Source organism: Pseudomonas sp. CFII68, assembly GCF_000416195.1.
GTDB lineage: Bacteria > Pseudomonadota > Gammaproteobacteria > Pseudomonadales > Pseudomonadaceae > Aquipseudomonas > Aquipseudomonas kilonensis.
In genome coordinates this window covers 64799-86377 of record NZ_ATLN01000022.1, presented here as the reverse complement: position 1 = coordinate 86377, position 21579 = coordinate 64799, and the positions used below count along the sequence as shown (strand labels likewise).

Annotated in this window: 17 protein-coding genes; 11 read left to right on the top strand and 6 right to left on the bottom strand. The window is 61.3% G+C overall.

The window, feature by feature from the left end; all coding sequences use genetic code 11:
* Positions 1–183 precede the first annotated feature (183 nt).
* The gene (locus tag CFII68_RS23490; RefSeq protein ID WP_018601479.1) at positions 184–2118 is read left to right on the top strand and encodes a GGDEF domain-containing protein; all 1935 of its coding nucleotides are present in this window, start codon (positions 184–186) and stop codon (positions 2116–2118) included.
* A 34-nt stretch (positions 2119–2152) separates the two neighbouring features.
* On the opposite strand, the gene CFII68_RS0125760 is transcribed toward CFII68_RS23490, so the two are convergent.
* Entirely contained in the window at positions 2153–3040 is an 888-nt protein-coding gene (locus tag CFII68_RS0125760; RefSeq protein ID WP_033062392.1) for a LysR substrate-binding domain-containing protein, read from the bottom strand.
* Positions 3041–3141: 101 nt separating this feature from the next.
* Between CFII68_RS0125760 and CFII68_RS23495 the strand changes: the two genes are divergently transcribed.
* The 4 genes from CFII68_RS23495 to CFII68_RS23510 all read left to right on the top strand — a co-directional run bounded on the left by CFII68_RS23495 (position 3142) and on the right by CFII68_RS23510 (position 6715).
* Positions 3142–3567, top strand: a complete 426-nt coding sequence (locus CFII68_RS23495) for a VOC family protein (protein WP_018601473.1) — start codon at positions 3142–3144, stop codon at positions 3565–3567.
* 262 nt (positions 3568–3829) lie between these two features.
* Positions 3830–4450, top strand: coding sequence for a TetR/AcrR family transcriptional regulator (locus CFII68_RS23500; protein WP_018601471.1), 621 nt, complete (start codon positions 3830–3832; stop codon positions 4448–4450).
* 170 nt (positions 4451–4620) lie between these two features.
* On the top strand, positions 4621–5400 hold the full coding sequence (locus tag CFII68_RS23505) for a thioesterase family protein (protein WP_018601469.1): 780 nt from the start codon (positions 4621–4623) through the stop codon (positions 5398–5400).
* Positions 5401–5443: 43 nt separating this feature from the next.
* Positions 5444–6715, top strand: coding sequence for an OmpP1/FadL family transporter (locus tag CFII68_RS23510; RefSeq protein ID WP_018601467.1), 1272 nt, complete (start codon positions 5444–5446; stop codon positions 6713–6715).
* A gap of 67 nt (positions 6716–6782) precedes the next feature.
* Here CFII68_RS23510 and CFII68_RS23515 read toward each other — a convergent pair whose 3' ends face one another.
* Both CFII68_RS23515 and CFII68_RS23520 read right to left on the bottom strand, forming a co-directional pair.
* Positions 6783–7568 carry an SDR family oxidoreductase gene (locus tag CFII68_RS23515; protein ID WP_018601465.1) on the bottom strand — a complete coding sequence of 262 codons (786 nt, stop codon included), beginning with the start codon at positions 7566–7568 and terminating at the stop codon, positions 6783–6785.
* Positions 7569–7632: 64 nt separating this feature from the next.
* Entirely contained in the window at positions 7633–9093 is a 1461-nt protein-coding gene (locus tag CFII68_RS23520; RefSeq protein ID WP_018601463.1) for an efflux transporter outer membrane subunit, read from the bottom strand.
* Positions 9094–9302: 209 nt separating this feature from the next.
* Here CFII68_RS23520 and CFII68_RS23525 point away from each other — a divergent pair, with 209 nt between their 5' ends.
* From CFII68_RS23525 to CFII68_RS23550, 6 genes are all read left to right on the top strand, one after another.
* On the top strand, positions 9303–10412 hold the full coding sequence (locus tag CFII68_RS23525; protein WP_033062409.1) for an efflux RND transporter periplasmic adaptor subunit: 1110 nt from the start codon (positions 9303–9305) through the stop codon (positions 10410–10412).
* The gene (locus tag CFII68_RS23530) at positions 10409–13489 is read left to right on the top strand and encodes an efflux RND transporter permease subunit (protein WP_018601458.1); all 3081 of its coding nucleotides are present in this window, start codon (positions 10409–10411) and stop codon (positions 13487–13489) included. Before CFII68_RS23525 ends, CFII68_RS23530 begins: the two co-directional genes overlap by 4 nt.
* A gap of 53 nt (positions 13490–13542) precedes the next feature.
* A complete protein-coding gene (fabF, locus tag CFII68_RS23535; protein WP_033062391.1) occupies positions 13543–14835 on the top strand; it encodes a beta-ketoacyl-ACP synthase II in 1293 nt (430 codons plus the stop codon).
* Positions 14836–15647: 812 nt separating this feature from the next.
* On the top strand, positions 15648–16481 hold the full coding sequence (locus CFII68_RS23540; protein WP_018601454.1) for an oxidoreductase: 834 nt from the start codon (positions 15648–15650) through the stop codon (positions 16479–16481).
* Between the two features lie 38 nt (positions 16482–16519).
* Positions 16520–17506, top strand: coding sequence for an MDR family oxidoreductase (locus CFII68_RS23545; protein WP_033062408.1), 987 nt, complete (start codon positions 16520–16522; stop codon positions 17504–17506).
* Positions 17503–17910: a hypothetical protein gene (locus CFII68_RS23550; protein WP_018601450.1), complete on the top strand. Its 408-nt coding sequence runs from the start codon at positions 17503–17505 to the stop codon at positions 17908–17910. Before CFII68_RS23545 ends, CFII68_RS23550 begins: the two co-directional genes overlap by 4 nt.
* Positions 17911–17948: 38 nt before the next feature.
* Here the strand turns inward: CFII68_RS23550 and CFII68_RS23555 are convergent, their stop codons facing one another.
* The 3 genes from CFII68_RS23555 to CFII68_RS23565 form a co-directional block, all read right to left on the bottom strand.
* Complete coding sequence (locus CFII68_RS23555; protein ID WP_024618793.1) at positions 17949–18512, bottom strand: cytochrome b; 564 nt, start codon at positions 18510–18512, stop codon at positions 17949–17951.
* A gap of 98 nt (positions 18513–18610) precedes the next feature.
* Positions 18611–20065 carry an aldehyde dehydrogenase gene (locus CFII68_RS23560; RefSeq protein ID WP_018601446.1) on the bottom strand — a complete coding sequence of 485 codons (1455 nt, stop codon included), beginning with the start codon at positions 20063–20065 and terminating at the stop codon, positions 18611–18613.
* A gap of 45 nt (positions 20066–20110) precedes the next feature.
* On the bottom strand, positions 20111–21484 hold the full coding sequence (locus CFII68_RS23565) for an aspartate aminotransferase family protein (protein ID WP_018601444.1): 1374 nt from the start codon (positions 21482–21484) through the stop codon (positions 20111–20113).
* Positions 21485–21579: the final 95 nt, after the last annotated feature.

Genomic DNA, 21579 nt, shown 5'->3' with positions numbered 1-21579 from the left:
TGTCCACCACTTTATTTATCGGCAAACCGCTCAAGTAACGGAGGAGCGGGCCCGTTACATATCGAGAGGGGGTAAATCTCTGGCCCTCGGCAGTAACCCAGCTTTACCGATCAAGCGTCATCGCCCTATGCATAAAAGGGGGATCACAGGGTTCGGTGCTGGGTCAGTAAAGGAAGTCGATAGATGGTGCAAGAATCCCATGAGGTCATCTCCCGTAAGCACTCGCTTACGACACGCGCGCTGCGTCTTGCCATATTTCGCATTGGCTTGGTGTCGTTGAGCGCGGGGGCGATTTCCTACTATGTCAACTCCACCTCGATCGAAAGAGAGGTAACCGGGCAGTTGCTGTTGTCTACCGAGCAGTCCTTGCAGCGCGAAGCCTTGCCGTTTCGTGAAATCAAGGATCTGCAACAGAACTTTCTCAATGAGTTCAAGGAAATCCTGTCTCGCCCTGGCATGCAAGCCAGGCTGGTGAACGACTTCCAGCAGATATTCTACCGTCACGAAGACGGCTCCTATACGCAGCGCCCTCAGCTGTTCGAAGGCCAACCGTTGGCCGACGGGCGCCGCTTTGCCGAGATGTCTGCGACCTACGCGCCTGACATCGCGCCCAACGACGACACCAAGGCGCGGTTTGCCCTGTCCTACATCCTGTCCCACAAGTACGGTTCCAGCACCAAGGGCCGTCTATTCAATTTCTACGGCGTGGTGCCCGAAAAAGGCTTCCCCATCTATCAGGACGCCGACATCGCCAAGGTGTTCACCTACTCGGGGCCCGAAGCCCTCAAGCTGGAAACTTATGAGTTCTTTGAACGCGGCTTCGGCACGCCCGGCAACGACACACTGTTTACCCGCATGTATTGGGATTTCTCCAACAATGCCTGGATGACGACCATCGCCACGCCCGATGTGGCCGATGCGTCCGGCAAGCACCGTATCCTGGCTTGTGTCGATGTGCTGCTCGATGAGTTGATGAAACGTACCGCCAAGCCCGCCATGCACGGTGCGTATAGCACGCTGTTCATCGCCAATGATGAAGGCACGCTGATCTACCATCCTGGCGTCATGGAACAGGTCAAGAGCAGCGAGGGCAAGGCATCCATCCAGTCGCTCAAGATGGCTCAATACTACCCGTTGCTCGAAGCCGTTCCCGCGCTGGCGCCTGGCCAGGCGCGGATCGTTCAGACCCAAGACGACATCGTCGCGATAGGCCTTATTGCCGATACGCCTTGGGCGCTCGCTGTCCATTACCCGCGCAAGCTGATGACCCCGGCGGTGCTGGATAACCTGGCGATCGTGGTTATTCTTGGGCTGCTGACCCTGTTGGTGGAAATCTTCATCTTGCGTTCCATTCTGCAAAAGCAGGTGGCGGCGCCGCTGTTTCGCTTGATCCAGGCGGCGCGACTCCTTGGGATAAGCAAGGAGCGCCTGCGAGCCCAGCAGTTGCCAACCCAGTCCTCTGACGAAATCGGTGAGCTGGCCCGCGCCTTTGCCACAATGGCCGAGCGGGTCCAGGATGCCCATGAACATCTGGAACTCAAGGTGCAGGGGCGCACCGCCGAACTCGAAAAAGCCAATCGACAATTGTATGAGCTGAGCAACACCGATGGCTTGACCGGTATTGCCAATCGTCGCTATTTCGATGAAGTGCTGCACAGTGAATGGCGGCGCAGCTTGCGTGCAGGCACCGTGCTGTCACTGATGCTGATCGACGTCGACTATTTCAAGAAATATAACGACCACTACGGGCATCAGGCAGGTGACGACTGCTTGCGCAGGGTCGCCCAGGCACTGAAGACCCATGCCCTGCGGGCGGGTGATCGGGTGGCGCGCTACGGCGGCGAGGAATTTGTGCTCATCACCACCACCACGGGGATCGACAAGGCCTTGGAGCATGCCCAGGCCATTTGCCAAGCGACGCAAGACATGGCACTGCCCCACGAAATGTCACCGTTCGGCAGGGTGACCGTGAGTATTGGCCTGGCAGTGATGGCGTTCATCAAGGAGGGGACGGCAGACGAACTGCTCAAGCAGGCCGATCAAGCCCTTTACAGCGCCAAGGCGCGGGGCCGCAATCAGGTGGTACTGGCCGATAGCGTCGTGAGGAAGATTGTTTGAAGGACGTGCGCCACGGGTTCTTTTGCGGACAGGGCTATGGGATGAGCCCAACGTCAGCCCGGGCTTGCGCCGCAATCAGTTGCACCAGTATCTCCGCCGGTTCGGCAAGGCTTGGTCGAGTCCGATGGACGAGCCCGACATCACGGTGGAAGGTGTGCTCCGCGAGGTCGAGGGCGCGCACACCTTCTGGCCATTTGCGGTGGGTCGCGGTTTGCGGCACCAGGGCCACACCGACGCCGTTTCCAACCAGCTTGATGATGGCCTCCAGTTCATCCAGCTCGCTGACTTCATGCAAGGCGAAATGCATCTTGCGCAGGAAACGGTCCACCTGCCGGCCACCGAACGACGCCCGGTCATAACGAATGAAGGGCTGGCTGCCAAGCAGTTCGGCCCAGTCGTCTCCGGGGAGCGTGCTCGGAACGATCAGTCGATACGGCTCCAGCGCCAGGGTCATCCAGCGCAGGTCGCTCTGCAGCGAGAACGGCGGGCGGATGATGGCGGCCATGTCGATTTCGCCGGCATCCACCAGGTTGATCAACTCCATCGATACGCCAGGAAGGACCCGCGTTCGGCATTGCGGACATTGCTGGTGAAACCTGGCGAGCGCGTCTGGCAGGAAGGAGCGCTGCACCGAAGCGATAGCGCCAATGTTCACCAGGACGCTGGGGGCAAGCCCGGCAGGACTCGCGCCAAGATTGTCGTAAAGGCGCAACAATTCCTGGGCTTGCAAGAGTATTTGATGGCCCATCCGATTGAGATGAGCCGAGCGTCCCTTGCGGTCGAAAATCTCGAAGCCAAGCTCGGCCTCCAGACGCTGGATCTGCGCGCTGACCGCCGCCTGGGTGAGGCCGATTTTATTGCCTGCGGCAGCGAAAGTACCTTCCCGTGCTACGGCGATAAGGGTCTTGAGTTCTTTGATCATTCACAAATATTAATTGTGTTACTGAGAGAAATATATTGTTTTTCTTGTTTTGAGCCCGGCCTTACGATGGCCCGATCCTTACAAAAGCAACAGGAGCCATGATGAGCCTTTCTCCCTTCCATCTCGCAATCCCTGTTTATGACCTTCCAGGCGCTCGGGCCTTTTATGGCGAGGTGTTTGGGTTGCAAGAGGGCCGCTCCAGCGCCCACTGGGTCGACTTCAATTTCTACGGCCATCAGTTGGTGATCCATGAACAGCCGAAGACCGCTTCCCAAGAGAGCGTCCACAGCAACCCGGTAGATGGGCACGACGTGCCGGTGCCTCACTTCGGCATCATTCTGGGTTGGCAGGAGTGGGAGGCGCTGGCCGAGCGGCTGAAATCCTTTGGCACCGAGTTTGTGATCGAGCCTTACATACGCTTCAAAGGGCAGGTGGGGGAGCAGGCCACGATGTTTCTGTTCGATCCTTGCGGCAATGCGCTGGAGTTCAAGGCGTTCAAGGATATGAGCCAGCTCTTCGCGAAATAAAAGGAAGGGGCTGCTGGTTAATGCCTATCAGTCAGGAGCAAACGGCATAAATCTGTGGGAGCAAAGCTTGCTCGCGATAGCGGCAGAGTTGTCAATAGCGTTGTCGGCTGGCTTACCGCAATCGCGAGCAAGCTTTGCTCCCACAGGTTTGCAGCTCAACTGACATTAGGGGCTGCCGGTGGCTTGATAATGGTCAGTTTGTGACGAGTTTTAAACATGGTCACAAGTTGTCAACTATCTTCAGGATGCGTAAGCTGCTCCCATGAACCAGCCCTCAATACTTTCGCCAAGCACCCGCGGCCCCGCCGATCACGACATTCGAAACCAGATTGTCGCGGCGGCCAATGAGCATTTCAGTCAATACGGCTACGGCAAGACCACGGTGTCCGACCTGGCCAAGGCCATCGGGTTCTCCAAGGCCTACATCTACAAGTTCTTCGACTCCAAGCAGGCGATTGGCGAGGCCATCTGTAGCCAGTGCCTGGCAGAAATCGTCGCGGCGGTGGAGCAGGCCATCAGCGAAGACGGGCTTTCAGCGACGGAGCGTTTTCGCCGCCTGGTCAAGGCCCTGATTACCACAGGCGTAAACCTGTTTTTCAATGATCGCAAGCTCTATGACATTGCGGCGTTTTCCGCGTCTGAGCAATGGCCCAGTTCGCAAGTCTATAACGCTCGGATCAAGAGCTTCGTGTTGCAAATCGTGCGCGAGGGACGGGAACTGGGCGAGTTCGAACGCAAGACGCCATTGGACGAAACCGTAGACGCGATCCATCTGGCGCTGCGGCCTTTCGTCAATCCCTTGCTGCTGCAGTACAGCCTCGATTACGTCGAGGTTGCCCCCACGCTCACCTGCAACCTGATCTTGCGCAGCCTCATGCCTTGAGCTGTGGCTGAAGATTGCACCCCGGCCATTGCAGGCGACGCCTTTACCCATCCGATTCACCTCTTGTTTCAGCGGTTGATGGTCGTCTTTATTTATCCACTTCGTGACCATTGACACAAATGGTCACATGAATAAATATGACGCATCTGCTCTTAGCCTGGGGCGTCGGTATGACGAGCTTTGCCAAACTGCTGCAGCAATTCGATCCAGACGCCCCCTTTGTTTCTCCGCCCAACTGGCAGCAAGGTCGTACCATCTTTGGCGGGCTTTCGGCGGCGTTGTCGTTGCAGGCGGTCTTGCGGGAACGTCCAGCCGACTTTCCTCCGTTCAAGTCCGCCCAGGTGTCGTTCATCGCCCCGGTGACACAGGCCCAGACGTTCGATGTAAGCGTGTTGCGCCAAGGGCGATCAGTCACCTCGGTATCCGTCGACTGCCTGTCGGGCAATGACCTGGCGTTGCGCACGATCCTGCTGTTCGCCCAGCCCCGGGCGAGCAAGATTACGCACGATTCCTGGGGCCGGCCGTTTGTGGCGGGACCGTCCCACTACGCCACCCTGGCGCTGGACAGCAAGATTGCTCCGGCCTGTGCTTATAACTTCGAGATGCGTCCTGCGGGCGGTTCGCTGCCGGTGTCCGGTGCTGAAAGTCCCGAATTATTGATGTGGGTCCGCCATCGGGATGCCCAGGGCGTGGACCCGGCCGTTGCCCTGATTGCACTGGCTGACAGTTTGCCGCCGGCCGCCATGACCTGTTTCACCGAACCCGCCGCTATCAGCTCCGCGTCCTGGATGATTGACCTGCCGCAGCCAGCCGCTGTCGGCGAATGGTTCCTCGTCAGCTCTTTCAGCCAGCAGGCACTGGAAGGGTACTCGCTACAGGACATGGAGATATGGGACGAAAGTGGCCGCCGCGTGCTTTGGGCGCGCCAAACGGTGGCGATTTTTACCTGATACAAAACACCCTAACCAGACTACCGCTCCCAGAGTTCCAATAATGAAAAAAATAAAGCTCAAGGCCCCTATGGGTCTTGCCGTTGCGTTCGCCACTTCTCATGCGCTTGCAAGCGGTTTTGCCCTCAATGAACAGAGCATCAGCGGGATGGGATCGGGGTTTGCCGGTCGCTCGTCCTCGGCCGAGGACGCGAGCACCGTCTTCGGCAACCCCGCGGGCATGTCTCGTCTGAAATCAGAGCAGGTCAGCCTGGGGGCGGCGACGCTCTTCGCGAAGAATGACATCAGCCAGACCCGCAGTACCTTTGGCGGCCAGGAAGACGGCGACGTCGTGCCCACGACCACCGTGCCCATGGGTTACTACGTCAAGCCCATCGATGAACATTGGGCGTTCGGCGTGGGTTTCTATGTGCCGTTCGGCTTGATTACCGATTACGGCAGCGACTTTGCCGGGCGCTACTATGGCAACAAAAGCGAGGTCACGACGCTCACGTTTCAGCCCACCATCAGCTATGCCTTCAATGACAGGGTTTCGATCGGGTTCGGTCCGACTGTCAACCGCATCAGTGGCGAGATAACCGGCACAGTGCCCAACCCACTGAGCCCGGGTCGCAATGATGGAAAACTCAAAAGCAATGGCGACGATACGGCCCTTGGTTTCAATGCCGGAGTGCTGGTGCAGGCGACGGATCGAACCCGTGTGGGATTGACCTACCATTCCAAGGTCAGCTACCACCTGGACGCCAAGACCAAGGTCACCAACGGCATCTTTAGCGTGTTAGGTGTCAGCGGCGAGAGCTATGACGCTTCGCTGGATGTGGACACCCCGGAGTCCGTGGACGTGTCGGTGACTCACCAGCTCGACAATGATTGGACCTTGTACGCGGGCAGTACCTGGACACGCTGGAGTCGCTTCGAGGAGTTGACCATCGAGAACACCGGCTTGCCACCTTTATTGAGCGGCTCGCTGGGCACTATTACCGAAGAACAGAACTGGCACGATACGTGGGCTCACGCCATTGGCACGTCGTATCAGTTGAATAACCAGTGGGTGCTACGCGCAGGCTTCTCGGTCGACCAGTCGCCCGCCAACAACACCAACCGTGGGCCACGTATTCCTACCGGCGACCGAAAAATCGTCAGTTTCGGCGCCGGCTGGACGCCAGTGAACAACGTCACGATCGACGTCGCTTATTCCTATCTGTGGGAGGAGAGCGTACGGGTCAATGAAACCTCGCCAGCCAGAGGTGCCTACAGCGCCAAGTACAGGAACAGCGCGAGCGGCCTGGGTACTTCCGTTAGCTATCGCTTCTGATCGAGTGCCGCTTTGCCGGCCGGGAGTGTAGGCTGACTCCCGGCTTTCAGAGCACTTCGCCATCCTTTCAGGCGCCCATGATGCGTGCCATGAGCCCTTGGTGAAACCGACGCGGCGTGGCCCAGGTCAGGACGGTCATCGCCTTGTTGCCAAAGCCCGGCACGATACTCAATCGTCCGGCTTGCAGTGCTCGAATGCCTGCGCGGACCACGGGTTGTGGCTGCATCATGACCATGTTCAAGGCTGGCGTAATCGTTTGCCTGGCGCTTTGCGCAAACCCGGTATCCGACATCCCTGGACAAAGTGCCGTCACGATGACGCCGTCGCTTTTGAGTTCACGATGCAACGCATCAGAGAAGCGCAGCACGTAAGCTTTAGCGGCAGAGTAAACGGCAAAATTCTTCACGCCTTGAAAAGACAGCAGGCTGGCGACCATCAGGATGTGTCCACGCTTGCGGGCTCGCATGTCTGCCGCGAAGACGTGAGTCAGGGCCGTCAGGCTGGCGATATCCAGATCAATCATGGCCAGGGAACGATCCAGAGGCTGATCCAGAAAAGGCCCTTGCAGTCCATGTCCCGCATTGTTGATGAGCACATCGACCACTATTTTTCGCTCGCTCAGACGCTTATGCAGTTCGATGACCGCAGGGATCGACGACAGGTCTACTTGCTCGACGATCACATCAATGGCGAAGCGTTCGCGCAACTGAGCGGATAACGCTTCGAGCTTATCCAACCTGCGCGCTACCAGGATGAGCGATTTTCCTTGTGCTGCGTATTGCCGGGCAAACTCTTCGCCAAATCCGCTTGAGGCGCCAGTGATGAGCACCCAGGAGCGTTCGTTCGGTTTCATATCGTTGTTCTCTGGTTGTGAGCGGAAGGAGAAGGAGCCGCAGGTGTTGTGTAACGGGGTCGGCTCAGCGAGTCGCCACCGGTTGGGTTTCAGAAGGCTGCCAGCCACCGCCGAGCGCCCTGAATGCTGCCACCGCCGCCCGTGCCGATTCCGTGCGTGCTTGCGCCCGGGCATCGGAGACTTGCAGCAGCGTCGCGTCGGCATTCAGGACATCGATCAGGCTGGCTGTGCCTTTCTGATAGGCGATGAATGACGATTGGCGGGCCTGCGTCAGCGAGGTTTCGCCCTGGGTGAGGGTGCTCGCCTGGGATTCTCGATTCACCAGCGCGGAGAAGGCGTTCTCGACGTCCTCGGTGGCGCGCAATACGGACTGGCGGTAAGCCGCCAGCGCTTCGGCTTCCTGCCCCTTGGCCTGATCGATTTGCGCATTGATGCGGCCAAAGTCGAAGAGTCTCCAGCGCAGGCCCAGCGCGCCGGCCGCCTGGCTGGCGTCGCCGGTGAACAGGTTGCCGGCGGAAACCGCTGTGGCACTGCCCAGTAACGCACTGAGGGAAAATTTCGGGTAGTACTCAGCGACGGCCTCGCCGATACGCGCATTGGAGGCGGCAAGACGGCGCTCGGCCACGATCAGGTCTGGTCGGCGGCGCAGCAGATCGGCGGGGGTTCCCATGGCTGTTATCTGTGGCGCCAGAGGGATGCTTCGTCCGTTCACCAGTTGCGTGCGATGGGTGCCGGGCGGCGTGCCAAGCATGACGTCCAGCGCATTCATGGCGGCATCCAGGCCGGTCTGCAGCACGGGTACCGTCGCCCGGACCTGCGAGAGGGTGCCCTCGACCTGGTGAACCTGATAGCTGGCCGCAAGGCCCTTGCTGTAGAGCAGTTGGACTTTTTCCAGCAAATCCTGTTGCGTCTTGACTTGTTGGTTGGCGATGTCCAGCCGCGCCTGCAACCCGCGGGCAGTGATGTAGAGATCCGCGGTCTGTGCGGCAACGACCAGTCGTGTAGCCGCGACGCCTGCCTCTGAAGCTTGGTATTGGGCCAATGCGGCCTCGCGTCCACGGCGCAGGCCGCCGAAGAGGTCGATTTCCCAGCTGGCCCCCACATTGAGTTCGTAGGCGTTCCCGTATCGATCGTATCCAGGTGTCGAGTTCAGCACTTGGCCAAGGGGAGTTTCCACGGATTGGTAGGAGCGCGCGGCCTGGCCGTTGATGTTTCCAGAGGGCAATAACGCGGCATTTGCAGCACCCAGGCCTGCCCGTGCCTGGGTGACGCGGGCCGACGCCTGGGCCAGGTCCAGGTTCTGCTCAAGTGCCTGGGCAATCAGGTCGCTGAGCACTGGATCAGCAAAGCCTTCCCACCATGCGACAAGGCTGGCCGATGTCGCTGCGGACCTCTGCTCGACAGACGCCTGGCCCAGGTAACGATGCGCCAGCGCAGCGTCCGGACGCTGGTAGTCCGGGCCGACCGTGCAACCTGTCATCAAGCTGAAGCTCACCAGCAAAGCAGCGGGGTGGAGGGGCGACATTGAGACTCCTGGAGCCATGGATGATTTGTGACCATATTATATTGTGGTCACAATCTGTCAATGAACACCCGTAGGACGCAGCGGCAAGATGATCTATTAATCGGCAAGCATCGCTGCAACCAATGCAATGTGATGAATGGTGACGATTGACAGTAATGGTCACTAGATTGAGAATGGGGCTCCTGTCCTATCTGCCCAAAAGGGAACCTATGCTCCGGCTTCGACCTGTCACCTTTGCCGTTTGCTTGTTGCCTCTCGTCCTGACGGCGTGTGGCGACTCATCCACCACTAAAGATCCCCGCACGCTTGCGCCCTTGGTGCGCGTCTCTGAAGTCCAGGGTTCGTCTGATCTCTCACGATCTTTTACCGGTGTCGTGGCGGCTCGGGTCCAGAGCGACCTGGGCTTTCGGGTAGCGGGCAAGGTGCTTGAGCGCCTGGTCGATAGCGGACAGGCCGTCAAACGGGGGCAGCCGTTGATGCGCCTCGATCCCATCGACCTGGGGCTGCAGGCGCGAGCCCAACAAGAGGCGGTCGCTGCCGCCCGGGCCCGGGCCAAGCAGACCGCCGATGACGAGGCACGCTATCGCGACCTGGTCGCCGCAGGCGCTATTTCCGCCTCGGGCTACGACCAGATAAAAGCCGCTGCCGATACCGCCAAGGCACAACTGAGTGCCGCACAAGCGCAGGCCGACGTCGCCCAGAACGCGTCTGGTTATGCCGTGTTGCTCGCTGATGCCGACGGCGTGGTGATGGACACGCTCGCCGAGCCCGGGCAAGTCGTCAGTCCCGGGCAAACCGTGGTTCGACTGGCGCGAGCAGGGCAGCGCGAAGCCGTTGTGCAATTGCCCGAGACCTTGCGGCCTGCCGCAGGCGCCACCGCACAGGCGACGCTTTATGGCGTCACCACGGGGGCGGTCACCGCGAAGCTGAGGCTGCTGTCGGATTCGGCTGACCGCGTGACGCGGACCTTCGAGGCGCGGTATGTGCTGGAGGGCGCGCTGGCCAATGCGCCGCTGGGTTCGACTGTCACCCTTCGCATCGCCGAAGACAGTGCGCAACGGCAGGCGCTGCAAGTGCCGATCGCTGCCGTTTTTGACCCGGGCAACGGCACCGGCGTGTGGGTCATAGACGGGGAGCCGGCGAAAGTCACCTGGCGACCTGTGCAAATCCTGAGTTTGAGCGATGACGCTGCGCGAGTCGCCGGCAAGCTCAATGTGGGCGAGCGGATTGTCGGGCTCGGCGCCCATCTGCTGCGTGAAGGGGAGGAAGTGCGGCTGGCTCAACCGGGTGACGTGAAGGTTGCCGGGGGCCGTCCATGAGCCTCAACCTGTCGGCACTCGCCGTTCGCGAGCGCTCCATTACCGTGTTCCTGATTTTTCTGATTGCCGTCGCAGGCACCTTGGCGTTCTTCCAGCTGGGGCGTGCCGAGGACCCGCCGTTTACGGTCAAGCAGTTGACCGTCATCACGGCATGGCCGGGCGCGACCGCCCAAGAGATGCAGGACCAGGTTGCCGAGCCGCTTGAAAAGCGCCTGCAAGAACTGAAGTGGTACGACCGCACGGAAACCTACACCCGTCCGGGCCTGGCGTTCACCATGGTGTCGCTGGTCGATCGCACGCCACCTTCGCAAGTGCAGGAGGAGTTCTATCAGGCGCGCAAGAAGCTCCAGGACGAAGCACTCAAGTTGCCGGCGGGCGTCATTGGGCCGATGGTCAACGACGAGTTTGCCGATGTGACGTTCGCGCTGTTCGCCCTGAAAGCCAAAGGCGAGCCGCAGCGGCTTCTGGTGCGTGATGCCGAAGCGTTGCGTCAGCGCCTGTTGCACGTGGCGGGTGTGAAAAAGGTCAACATCATTGGCGAGCAGGCCGAGCGCATCTTTGTGTCCTTCTCCCATGACCGGCTAGCCACCCTGGGCGTTTCGCCCCAGGACATCTTCGCCGCGCTGAACAGCCAGAACCTGCTCACGCCCGCCGGCTCCATCGAAACCAACGGGCCGCAGGTTGTCCTGCGGGTAGACGGGGCCTTCGATAAATTGGCGAAAATTCGCGACACGCCCCTGGCGATTCAAGGTCGCACACTCAAGCTCTCGGACGTCGCGACCGTCGAGCGTGGCTATGAAGATCCGGCCACCTTCCTGGTGCGCAATAACGGCGAAGAAGCGCTGTTGCTGGGCGTCGTGATGCGCGAGGGCTGGAACGGGCTGGACCTGGGCAAGGCCCTGGACGCGGAGACGGCCAAGATCAATGAAGGCATGCCACTGGGCATGACGTTGACCAAAGTCACCGATCAAGCGGTGAACATTGACTCGGCCGTCGGCGAGTTCATGGTCAAGTTTTTTGTCGCGCTGCTGGTTGTCATGCTCGTTTGCTTTCTCAGCATGGGCTGGCGTGTAGGCGTTGTAGTCGCAGCCGCCGTACCGTTGACACTGGCGATAGTGTTTGTGGTGATGGCGGCCACCGGAAAGAACTTCGACCGGATCACCCTGGGTTCGCTGATCCTGGCGCTCGGGCTGTTGGTGGATGACGCCATCATCGCTATCGAGATGATGGTGGTGAAGATGGAGGAGGGCTATGACCGGATCAAGGCCTCCGCGTATGCCTGGAGCCATACGGCCGCACCGATGCTGTCCGGCACGCTGGTGACGGCGATCGGCTTCATGCCCAACGGTTTCGCTCAGTCGACCGCTGGCGAGTACACCAGCAACATGTTCTGGATCGTCGGCATTGCCCTGATCGCTTCCTGGGTGGTGGCGGTGGCCTTCACCCCTTACCTGGGGGTGAAGCTGTTGCCGGACATCAAGCAGGTCGAGGGCGGCCACGCAGCCATCTATAACACTCGACACTACAATCGTTTTCGCCGGGTCCTGACCCGCGTCATCGCGCGCAAATGGTGGGTGGCCGGCACCGTGATCGCGACATTTGTCGTGGCGATTCTCGGCATGGGGCTGGTGAAGAAACAGTTCTTCCCGACCTCCGACCGCCCGGAGGTGCTGATCGAAGTACAAATGCCCTATGGCACCTCCATTGAGCAGACCAGCGCCACCACCGCCAAGGTCGAGGCCTGGTTGCAAAAACAGGACGAGGCAAAAATCGTTACGGCCTACATCGGCCAGGGCTCGCCGCGCTTCTACCTGGCAATGGCGCCGGAACTGCCCGATCCTTCGTTCGCCAAGATCGTAGTATTGACCGACAGCCAGGAAGCGCGCGAGATCCTCAAGTTCCGTCTCCGCGAGGCGGCTGCCGAGGGGCTCGCCCCAGAGGCGCGGATCCGGGTGACGCAACTGGTGTTCGGCCCTTATTCGCCATTTCCGGTTGCCTACCGGGTGATGGGGCCTGATCCGTCGACATTGCGCGAGATCGCGGGCCAGGTCCAGGATGTCATGCAGGCGAGCCCGCTGATGCGAACCGTCAATACCGACTGGGGACCGCTGGTGCCGACGTTGCATTTCACCCTGGACCAGGATCGTTTGCAGGCGGTCGGCCTGACGTCAAATGCCGTCGCGCAGCAATTGCAGTTCCTGCTCACGGGGGTGCCGATCACGGCGGTTCGCGAGGACATCCGTTCGGTGCAGGTGGTCGGTCGTGCTGCCGGTGACATTCGCCTCGATCCGGCCAGGATCGAAGGGTTCACCCTGGTGGGCGCGGCGGGCCAGCGCATTCCGCTGTCCCAGGTAGGCGAGGTCGATGTGCGCATGGAGGATCCGATTCTTCGTCGCCGTGATCGCACCCCGACCATGACCGTGCGCGGCGACATTGCCGAAGGCTTGCAGCCACCGGACGTCTCGAGCGCGATCATAAAGGCACTGCAGCCGATCATCGAGACGCTGCCGAGCGGCTACCGGATCGAGCAGGCAGGCGCCATCGAGGAGTCGGGCAAGGCCGGCAAGGCGATCGTGCCGCTGGTGCCGATCATGGTGGCCCTGACGCTGCTGATCATCATCGTGCAGGTGCGTTCGATCTCGGCCATGATCATGGTGTTCCTCACCGCACCGCTGGGCCTGATTGGCGTGGTGCCGACGTTGCTGATCTTCCAGCAGCCGTTCGGGATCAACGCCCTGGTCGGACTGATCGCACTGTCGGGCATCCTGATGCGCAACACACTGATCCTGATCGGGCAGATCCATCACAACAAACAGGAAGGGCTGGAGCCCTTCCATGCGGTCATCGAGGCCACGGTGCAACGGGCCCGCCCGGTACTGTTGACGGCACTGGCGGCCATCCTGGCTTTCATTCCGCTGACGCATTCGGTGTTCTGGGGGACGCTGGCCTACACGCTGATCGGCGGCACGTTCGTGGGCACCATCATGACGCTGGTGTTCCTGCCCGCGATGTATTCCATCTGGTTCAGGATCCGTCCTGACCCTTCAGCGCACGCTCAGACAGCTGTGCAGGTTTAAGCAGCGCATTTGTGCTTTTTAGTGAACATCGACTGAGATATGAAGAGGTTTCAATGATGACTTCCCAAGGTCAAAAACGCATCGTCGTCACCGGCGTGGGCATTGTCGGCCCGTTGGGCTGTGGTGTCGAAGAAGTCTGGCAGCGCCTGCTGGCCGGGCGCTCCGGCATTCGTATCCTGTCTGGCGACATTACCGAGGGAACTGGCGTGGCGGTGGGGGGCCAGGTGCCGTCGTTGGAGGAGGACGCCATCGCCGGTTACGACCCGGAGCGCATCATCCCGGCCAAGGATCGCAAGAAGATGGATCGCTTTATCGAGTTCGCGCTGGTAGCCGCCGACGAAGCCCTGGCCCAGGCCGACTGGCATCCGACCGAAGCGGCCGACCAGGAGCGGACTGCCACTATCATCTCGTCGGGCGTGGGGGGCTTTGGCGCGATTGCCGATGCCGTGCGTACCACCGACGCTCGCGGCCCACGTCGCTTGTCACCGTTCACGGCGCCGGCCTTTCTCGCCAACATGGCGGCGGGGCACGTTTCCATCCGCCATGGTTTCAAGGGGCCGCTTGGCGCGCCGGTAACGGCCTGCGCGGCTGGGGTGCAGGCCATTGGCGATGCGGCCAGGCTGATCAGGAGCGGTGAGGCGGATATCGCCTTGTGCGGCGGTACCGAAGCGGCAATCGATCGTGTCACCCTGGGTTGCTTCGCGGCGGCTCGCGCGCTGTCCACGGGATTTGCCGAGCGCCCGCAGGAGGCCTCGCGTCCCTTCGACCGTGATCGCGATGGCTTTGTCATGGCCGAGGGCGCCGGCGTGCTGGTGATCGAATCGCTGGAACATGCCCTGGCACGCGGGGCCAAGCCCCTGGCGGAACTGGTGGGTTATGGCACCAGCGCCGATGCCTACCACCTGACGGCGGGCCCGGAAGACGGCAACGGCGCTCGGCGTGCGATGGAACAGGCGCTGCGCCAGGCCGCTGTCAGCCCGGCCGATGTGCAGCATATCAATGCCCACGCGACGTCTACCCAGGTCGGCGACAACGGTGAACTGGCGGCGATTCGCTCGGTGTTCGGGCGCGATAGCGATGTGGCGATCACCTCCACCAAGTCGGCCACCGGGCATCTGCTGGGGGCGGCTGGCGGTATTGAGGCTATTTTTACGGTGTTGGCGCTTCGGGACCAGATCGTTCCGCCTACCCTGAACCTGGTTCATCCTGATGAGGCTGCATTGGGGCTTGATCTGGTTGGCTTGGAGGCCAGGAAGATGCCGATTACCTATGCGCTTTCCAATGGGTTTGGGTTTGGTGGGGTTAATGCCAGCGTGTTGTTTCGTCGTTGGGGGGCTGAGGTTTAGGGGGCGTGTGTATATCCGTTGCTGCGGTAACGGCCGCTTAGGGTTCCGCCCTGACGGCGGGTCGCTTTCGAAAAGCGCGAAAATAACCAAAGCGCTTTTGCCCCACCACTCGGTGCCTCGCCTAGGCTCGGCATGCCCTCACTCCGGCATTGCTCCGTGGGCCCGCCGCGAAGGGCCATCCATGGCCCAGCGCGGCTATCCCGGCATCCATGCCGGGATGCCCACTCCGCAATGCCTGCGTTCGGCCAGCGTGGTTAACGGGGCGCCGAGATCAACGTCCACCACGAGGCGGCCTGATAGCCGACCTGGCTCTCCCGGTCGTACACCCGTCAGTTCTGTGGGAGCAAAGCTTGCTCGCGAAGAGGCCAGCAAGCCCAACATCCATGTGACTGAACCACCGCCATCGCGAGCAGGCTCGCTCCCACGTTCAATCCTCGGTGGACACAAAATTCATATCCAACACAGACCTCCTGTGGGAGCGAGCTTGCTCGCGAAGAGGCCAGCACATCCAGCATCTTCATCGGCTATGACACCGCCTTCGCGAGCAAGCCCAATAGCCATGTGACTAACCCATAACCATTGGTGAGGCATTTTTTGCGCTTTTCCCGAAAGTTTAAGTGGCCGCAGAAACAGAACTGATTTATTCAAGTGCTGGAAGCAACGCTGCGATCGGCATTATTGATGTCGATCAGCATCAAAATGATTGACCGCTACGATTATGATCATCATCATAAGGCTGCCAGTCGATGATCCAAGAGCACAGTTGCGATCTTCTGACCGGAAAAACGTCGATAGCCGGAAGGAAAGTCATGATGATCAACAAACCCGTAGCGTTAGTGACCGGCGCTTCATCCGGCATCGGCGAAGCCATTGCACACAAGCTCGTGGCCGCAGGCTACAGCGTCTACGGCACCAGCCGACGCGGCGGGCAGGCGGGGCAGCAGGGGTTTCCACTGTTGGTGCTCGATGTCACTGACGATGCCAGCGTCGAAGCGGCCATCCAGGAGTTGCTGACGTTGGAGGGGCGGATCGATCTGTTGGTCAACAATGCCGGCTTCGGCATCGCGCCCGCAGCAGCGGAGGAGAGTTCAGTCGAGCAAGCCAAGGCCCTTTTCGATACCAACTTCCTCGGCATCGTACGCACGACGCGCGCGGTGGTGCCGCACATGCGACGCCAGGGCGCTGGCCGCATCATCAACATCGGCTCTATCCTCGGCGTCGTGCCGGTTCCTTATGCCGCCCTCTATTCAGCCAGCAAGCATGCGGTGGAAGGTTATTCGCAAGCGCTGGATCACGAATTGCGTACACACGGCATCAGGGTCACGGTCGTCGAGCCCGGCTATACCAAGACTCAATTCGAGAGCAACAACCTCCAACCCGACGCTAGACTCGACGTGTACGAAGACGTTCGGGTAAAAGTGACGAAAGTGGTGAGCCAGGCCATGGCGACCGCCGATGGCCCCGACGTAGTGGCCGATGTGGTACTCCAGGCCGCGCGGGCCGAGCGTCCGAAGTTGCGCTATACCGCTGGCAAGGCGGCCGGCCAGTTGCAGTTTCTGCGCAACTTTGCTCCGGCGCGCTTGCTGGACACGGGCATTCGCAAGGCGCTGCAGCTCGAAACCAAATGGCCTGCTCAGGCACGCTGACAGCGATGACGATCCGTTTGAACGAACAGGAAAAAACCATGACATTCAAAGCGCTGCTCTCGAGCAAAACCGGCGACGCGATCTCGACCCATCTGGTCGACTTCAAGGACGAGGACCTGATGCCCGGTGACGTCACCGTCGCGATCGAGTTCTCGACCGTGAACTACAAGGACGCCATGGCCCTGAGCGGGCGCTCACCGGTGATCCGCCAGTTTCCGCTGATTCCGGGCATCGACTTCGCCGGTATCGTCGAAACGTCCAGCCACCCGGGGTTCGAGGCCGGCGACCGGGTGCTGGTCAATGGCTGGGGGCTGAGCCAGACCCACCACGGCGGCTTTGCGCAGAAGGCGCGGGTGAGCGGTGACTGGCTGGTAAAAATCCCGGAAGTATTCTCGACCCAGGCAGCCATGGCCATCGGCACCGCAGGCTACACGGCGATGCTCAGTGTCCTGGCATTGGAGCATGGCGGGCTGACCCCAGATCGTGGCGATATCCTGGTCACCGGTGCCAGCGGCGGCGCCGGCTCGGTGGCCATCGCACTGCTGTCGGGCCTGGGCTATCGAGTGATCGCCTCGACCGGACGGCAAGAGGAGGGCGACTACCTGCGCGACCTTGGGGCGACACAGGTCATCGACCGCAACACCTTGTCGCAGCCGGGCGTGCCAATCGCCAAGGAGCGCTGGGCCGGCGTCATTGATTCGGTGGGCAGCCACACTCTGGCCAATGCCTTGGCACAGACCCAATATCGCGGCGTTGTCGCTGCCTTCGGCCTGGCCCAAGGCGCGGATCTGCCTGGCTCGGTACTGCCTTTTATCCTGCGCAACGTGACCCTGGCCGGTATCGATTCGGTCAATGCTCCGCAAGCGGTGCGCCTGCAGGCATGGTCGCGACTCGCCCAGGACCTTGATTTGAGCAAGCTGGCCCGCACCACCCAGACGGTTGGCCTGGCAGAGGTGCCGACCGTTGCCTCTCGGGTACTGGAAGGCAAGGTGCGCGGACGCACTGTCGTGGACGTTAACGCATGAACACCGCTTCGCGCGCTTTCCGTTATCTGGCGATCGTCTCGGCGCTGTTGTTTTTTGCGTTGGCGGCCATCTGGTTGTTCGCGCCGGCCACGTTGTTGGCCAATTGGGGCGTGGTCTTCGATGGCGGTACCACGGGGTTGGTAGGCCGGCGTGCAGCACCACTCTACGTGGGCATTGGTGTCGCGTTGCTGTTGGCACGCAATGCGCCGCCCTCGCCAGGGCGAACCGCCGTGGTGGCGGGGTTTGTCACCACGTGCCTGCTGCTTGCGCTGCTGGGGCTGGGCGAGTGGGCCGTGGGACATGTGGAGTCGGGCATCTTGCCAGCGGTGCTGGTGGAGGTTGCCCTGGGGCTGGCGTTCTGGTTTGTCGTAGGTGCCGAAGGTGGGGCAAAGGCTCAGCGCTGAACATCTGAGGACCGCGCCGATGCCTCGTCAAGTCAGCGTCACAGCATGCGGCGCAGAACATCGTTTCGAGGGTCGCGATCATAAAACCGGTGTTTGAGGGCACCGGCAATATGCACCACGATCAGGCCGAGCAGGGTGTAGGCGAGCACTTTATGCAGCCATTGGAAGACAACGAACCAGTCGTCATTCTTGCTCAGCAGCTCGGGAAGGTTCACCCCAAAAAAGAACACCCCGTCACTCATCGTGTAGGTGCTCGACATCGAATAGCCCATCAACGGCACGATCACCAGCAGTGCATACAAGGTACGGTGCGCAAGCCTTGACGAAACTCTCTCGTACCGCGCCAGCGTCTCCGGCGGTTGCGGCAACCGGGGGGTGCGCACACGCAGGGCGATCTGAATCAGGACCAGCAGAAACGCCAGCACCCCAAAGGATTTGTGCCACGGGTAATAGAGCTCATATTTGCTCGCCACTTCGTCATCGAGCCCGGTCATGTGCCAGCCCGCCCAGAGGAGGCCGGCGATGAGCACGGCGCGCACCCAGTGCAACATACGCAGGGATGTCGGATACCGATCAATTATTGTTTGATTTACCGGATTCATCGCGGTCTCTCCATCGATCATCAAGGCATCGAAAATGCACGTTTGAACGGCCACCCTCTATGACACAGGGGTGGTCCGGTCAGTGCAGGTTTTTGTTCTCAGTTGGGTAGCAGTACGGTGATGACTTTCTCCTCGGTATAGGCCAGCGCGCCGCTAAATCCGCCTTCACGGCCAACGCCACTGGACTTGACGCCGCCCCAGGGCAGGTTGGCGTCCAGCGGGCTCCAGCAGTTGATGCCCACGGCACCGGCCTTGACTGCTGCGGCGACGCGGTGCGCTCGCACCAGGTCCCTTGTCCAGACCGTGGCCGCCAGGCCATAGTTGGAATCGTTGGCCAGCGCGATCGCCTCATCTTCGCTGTCGAACGTGATCACTGTGCCGACGGGGCCGAAGATCTCGTCCCGGGCGATTGCCATGTCATTGCGGGCGTTGGCGAAGATCGTCGGCCGGACAAACCAGCCCTGCTCAGGGTTCGATACACCACCGGCCAACAGGGTGGCGCCTTGGTCGATGCCCAGTTGGATATATCGGTTAACGCGATCCAGTTGCGCCTTCTTGGCCACCGGCCCCATCTGCACGCCGGGTTCGCGAGGGTCGCCGACCTTGACGGCTCGCGCGGCGTCGGCAAGCGCCGCGGCGAAGCGATCTGCGAGGCTGCGTTGGACCAGGATGCGCGAGCCGGCCGCGCAGATCTGTCCCTGGTTGGCGAACAGGCCGAGCGAGCAACCGAACAGCGCGTCCTCGAATGAGGCGTCGTCGAAGACAATCTGTGGGCTCTTGCCGCCTAGCTCCAGTGCCACGTGCTTGAAAAGTACGCCAGCGGTGCGCTGGATTTCGCGTCCGGCCTCGGGGCTGCCGGTGAAGCTGATCTTGGCGACGTGCGGGTGCTCGCACAGGGCGCGTCCCACCTCGTTGCCATAGCCGGTGACCACGTTGATCACCCCGTCAGGAAAGCCCGCTTCCTGAGCCAGCGCCGCCAGGTGCAGGGCCGACTGTGGCGTTTCTTCCGAAGGCTTGATGACCACGGTGCAGCCGGCCGCCAGCAAAGCGGCGAGCTTCCAGACTGTGATCATCAGCGGCGAGTTCCAGGGAACGATCGCGCCAACCACGCCCACCGGCTCGCGGATCGTGTACGAGAGGGCCTTGGTGCCGAAGTAGCCGCCGGTGGGAATGGTGCGGCCCTCCAACTGGTTGGCCCAGCCGGCGGCGGCGCGCAGGTTGGCGATGGCATTGGGTACGTCCAGCCGGCGCGGCTCGATCGGTGAGCGCCCGATGGCATTGGCGTCCAGGTCAGCCAGCACGTCGGTGTCGCGCTCCACCAGGTCCGCCAGCTTCGACAACAGCCGGCCACGCTGGGCGCCATCGAGCTGGCTCCAGGCGCCACCCTCAAGTTGGCTGAGTGCCGCCGCTACGGCGCGGTCCACGTCCTGGGCGGTGCCGCGCGCGGAGCTGCCGTAGATCTGTTCTGTCACGGGGTCGACGAGTGTGATGCGACGCCCGTCGGAGGCCTCGAAGGACGCGCCTTCGATGAAGTGGTTCAAGTGTTGAGTCATTTTGCAGTCCCTCAAGTGATGTGGAGTAGTCGGGGTATGCACACCTCATCCCTTGAGGGAGGCCAGGGCGTCGCCAAAGATGTCCAGTGCCTTGAAGAACAGCGCGCGTGAGATCGTCAGCGAGGGCATGACGCGCATCACGTTGCTGTAGCGCCCGCAGGGAATCATCAGCACGCCGTGGCTCAGCAGGTAACCCATGAGTTGGCCGATCTTTTCCGGTGCCAGTGGCGCCTTGGTGACCGGGTCCTCGACCAGCTCAATCCCGATCATCAGGCCGCGACCTCGGACTTCACCGACCAACGGGCTGTCGAAGCCACGAATACGTTCCTGCGCTTCCAGCCCCAGTGTGTGAGCGCGGTTGAGCAGATCGAGCTCCGGGTCCTGGAGGATGCTGATGTTGGTCAGCGCCACCGCCGCGGACAACGAGTTGGCGGCGAAGGTGTTGGGCATCGATCCGTCAGGAATCGCGGCTGCCAGGTCCGAACGCATGATCAGGCCCGCCATCGGCAAGTCGCTGCCGATGCCCTTGCCGAAGGTGAGCATGTCGGGCTTCACGCCCGAGTGCTCGACCGCCCACATCTTGCCGGTACGCCCGGCGCCGGACTGCACTTCATCGACGATCAGCAGCGCACCGCTGCGGTCGCAGGCCTTGCGCAACAGTTGCAGGAACTCGGGTGAGGGTGGCACGTAACCGCCTTCGCCCTGCACCGGTTCCACGATCACGGCGGCCACGTCATCGGCGGCGGTGTAGGGGGTGTTCAGCAGGTAATCCACGTAGTCGCCGGCAATCTGCTCGGCGCTTTTGTGCGTGGTGTCGAAGGGGAAACGGTAGGCATAAGGGTAGGGCGCATGAATGACACCCCCCATCTGGGCGCCGTAGCCCTTGCGGTAGGCCGTGCCTGTGGTCAGCGCACCGGAGGCGTTCCACACGCCGTGGTAGCCGCCGTGGAAGGCGATGATCTGGTGCCGCCCGGTGACGCGCTTGGCGAACTTGATCGCCGCCTCCAGCGCATCGCTGCCGCTTTGCGTGAAGAAGGTGATGCAGTCACCGCGCAAGCCGTCGGGCGCGATCTCGGAGAGCTTGGCGGCCAGTTCGGTGCGCCGCGTGCTGTTGACTTCCAAGGCATGCATCAGCACTTCGGACTGTTCGCGAATGGCCTGCACCACCTTCGGATGGCAACGGCCTACGCTGCTGACGCCCACACCAGCGGACAGGTCGATGTAGGTGTTGCCATCGGCGTCCTTGAAGGTCGCGCCGAAGGCCCGGTCCATGGCCACGGGCATGCGTGCGCCGCCGCGCGCCATCGACTCGGTACGCGCCGACAGCGCCAGGGCCTCGGTGGTCCTGGGGCCAGGAATGGCGGTGGTAATCTGCGGGGCATCGGCGAAATGGAGGGATTCTAGTTTGGCTTCACTCATGACGGTCTCTCAGGATGTCGGTTTCAGTGTCCCGATCATCCTCGTGGCCCGTGCCTGGCCGGTAGCCCGAATCGGCACATTGGGCGGACCGCCTG

Coding starts and splice junctions, on each gene's coding strand:
- CFII68_RS23490 (WP_018601479.1), top strand. CDS start 184: ATGGTGCAAGAATCCCATGAGGTCATCTCCCGTAAGCACTCGCTTACG.
- CFII68_RS0125760 (WP_033062392.1), bottom strand. CDS start 3,040: ATGATCAAAGAACTCAAGACCCTTATCGCCGTAGCACGGGAAGGTACT.
- CFII68_RS23495 (WP_018601473.1), top strand. CDS start 3,142: ATGAGCCTTTCTCCCTTCCATCTCGCAATCCCTGTTTATGACCTTCCA.
- CFII68_RS23500 (WP_018601471.1), top strand. CDS start 3,830: ATGAACCAGCCCTCAATACTTTCGCCAAGCACCCGCGGCCCCGCCGAT.
- CFII68_RS23505 (WP_018601469.1), top strand. CDS start 4,621: ATGACGAGCTTTGCCAAACTGCTGCAGCAATTCGATCCAGACGCCCCC.
- CFII68_RS23510 (WP_018601467.1), top strand. CDS start 5,444: ATGAAAAAAATAAAGCTCAAGGCCCCTATGGGTCTTGCCGTTGCGTTC.
- CFII68_RS23515 (WP_018601465.1), bottom strand. CDS start 7,568: ATGAAACCGAACGAACGCTCCTGGGTGCTCATCACTGGCGCCTCAAGC.
- CFII68_RS23520 (WP_018601463.1), bottom strand. CDS start 9,093: ATGTCGCCCCTCCACCCCGCTGCTTTGCTGGTGAGCTTCAGCTTGATG.
- CFII68_RS23525 (WP_033062409.1), top strand. CDS start 9,303: ATGCTCCGGCTTCGACCTGTCACCTTTGCCGTTTGCTTGTTGCCTCTC.
- CFII68_RS23530 (WP_018601458.1), top strand. CDS start 10,409: ATGAGCCTCAACCTGTCGGCACTCGCCGTTCGCGAGCGCTCCATTACC.
- fabF (WP_033062391.1), top strand. CDS start 13,543: ATGATGACTTCCCAAGGTCAAAAACGCATCGTCGTCACCGGCGTGGGC.
- CFII68_RS23540 (WP_018601454.1), top strand. CDS start 15,648: ATGATCAACAAACCCGTAGCGTTAGTGACCGGCGCTTCATCCGGCATC.
- CFII68_RS23545 (WP_033062408.1), top strand. CDS start 16,520: ATGACATTCAAAGCGCTGCTCTCGAGCAAAACCGGCGACGCGATCTCG.
- CFII68_RS23550 (WP_018601450.1), top strand. CDS start 17,503: ATGAACACCGCTTCGCGCGCTTTCCGTTATCTGGCGATCGTCTCGGCG.
- CFII68_RS23555 (WP_024618793.1), bottom strand. CDS start 18,512: ATGAATCCGGTAAATCAAACAATAATTGATCGGTATCCGACATCCCTG.
- CFII68_RS23560 (WP_018601446.1), bottom strand. CDS start 20,065: ATGACTCAACACTTGAACCACTTCATCGAAGGCGCGTCCTTCGAGGCC.
- CFII68_RS23565 (WP_018601444.1), bottom strand. CDS start 21,484: ATGAGTGAAGCCAAACTAGAATCCCTCCATTTCGCCGATGCCCCGCAG.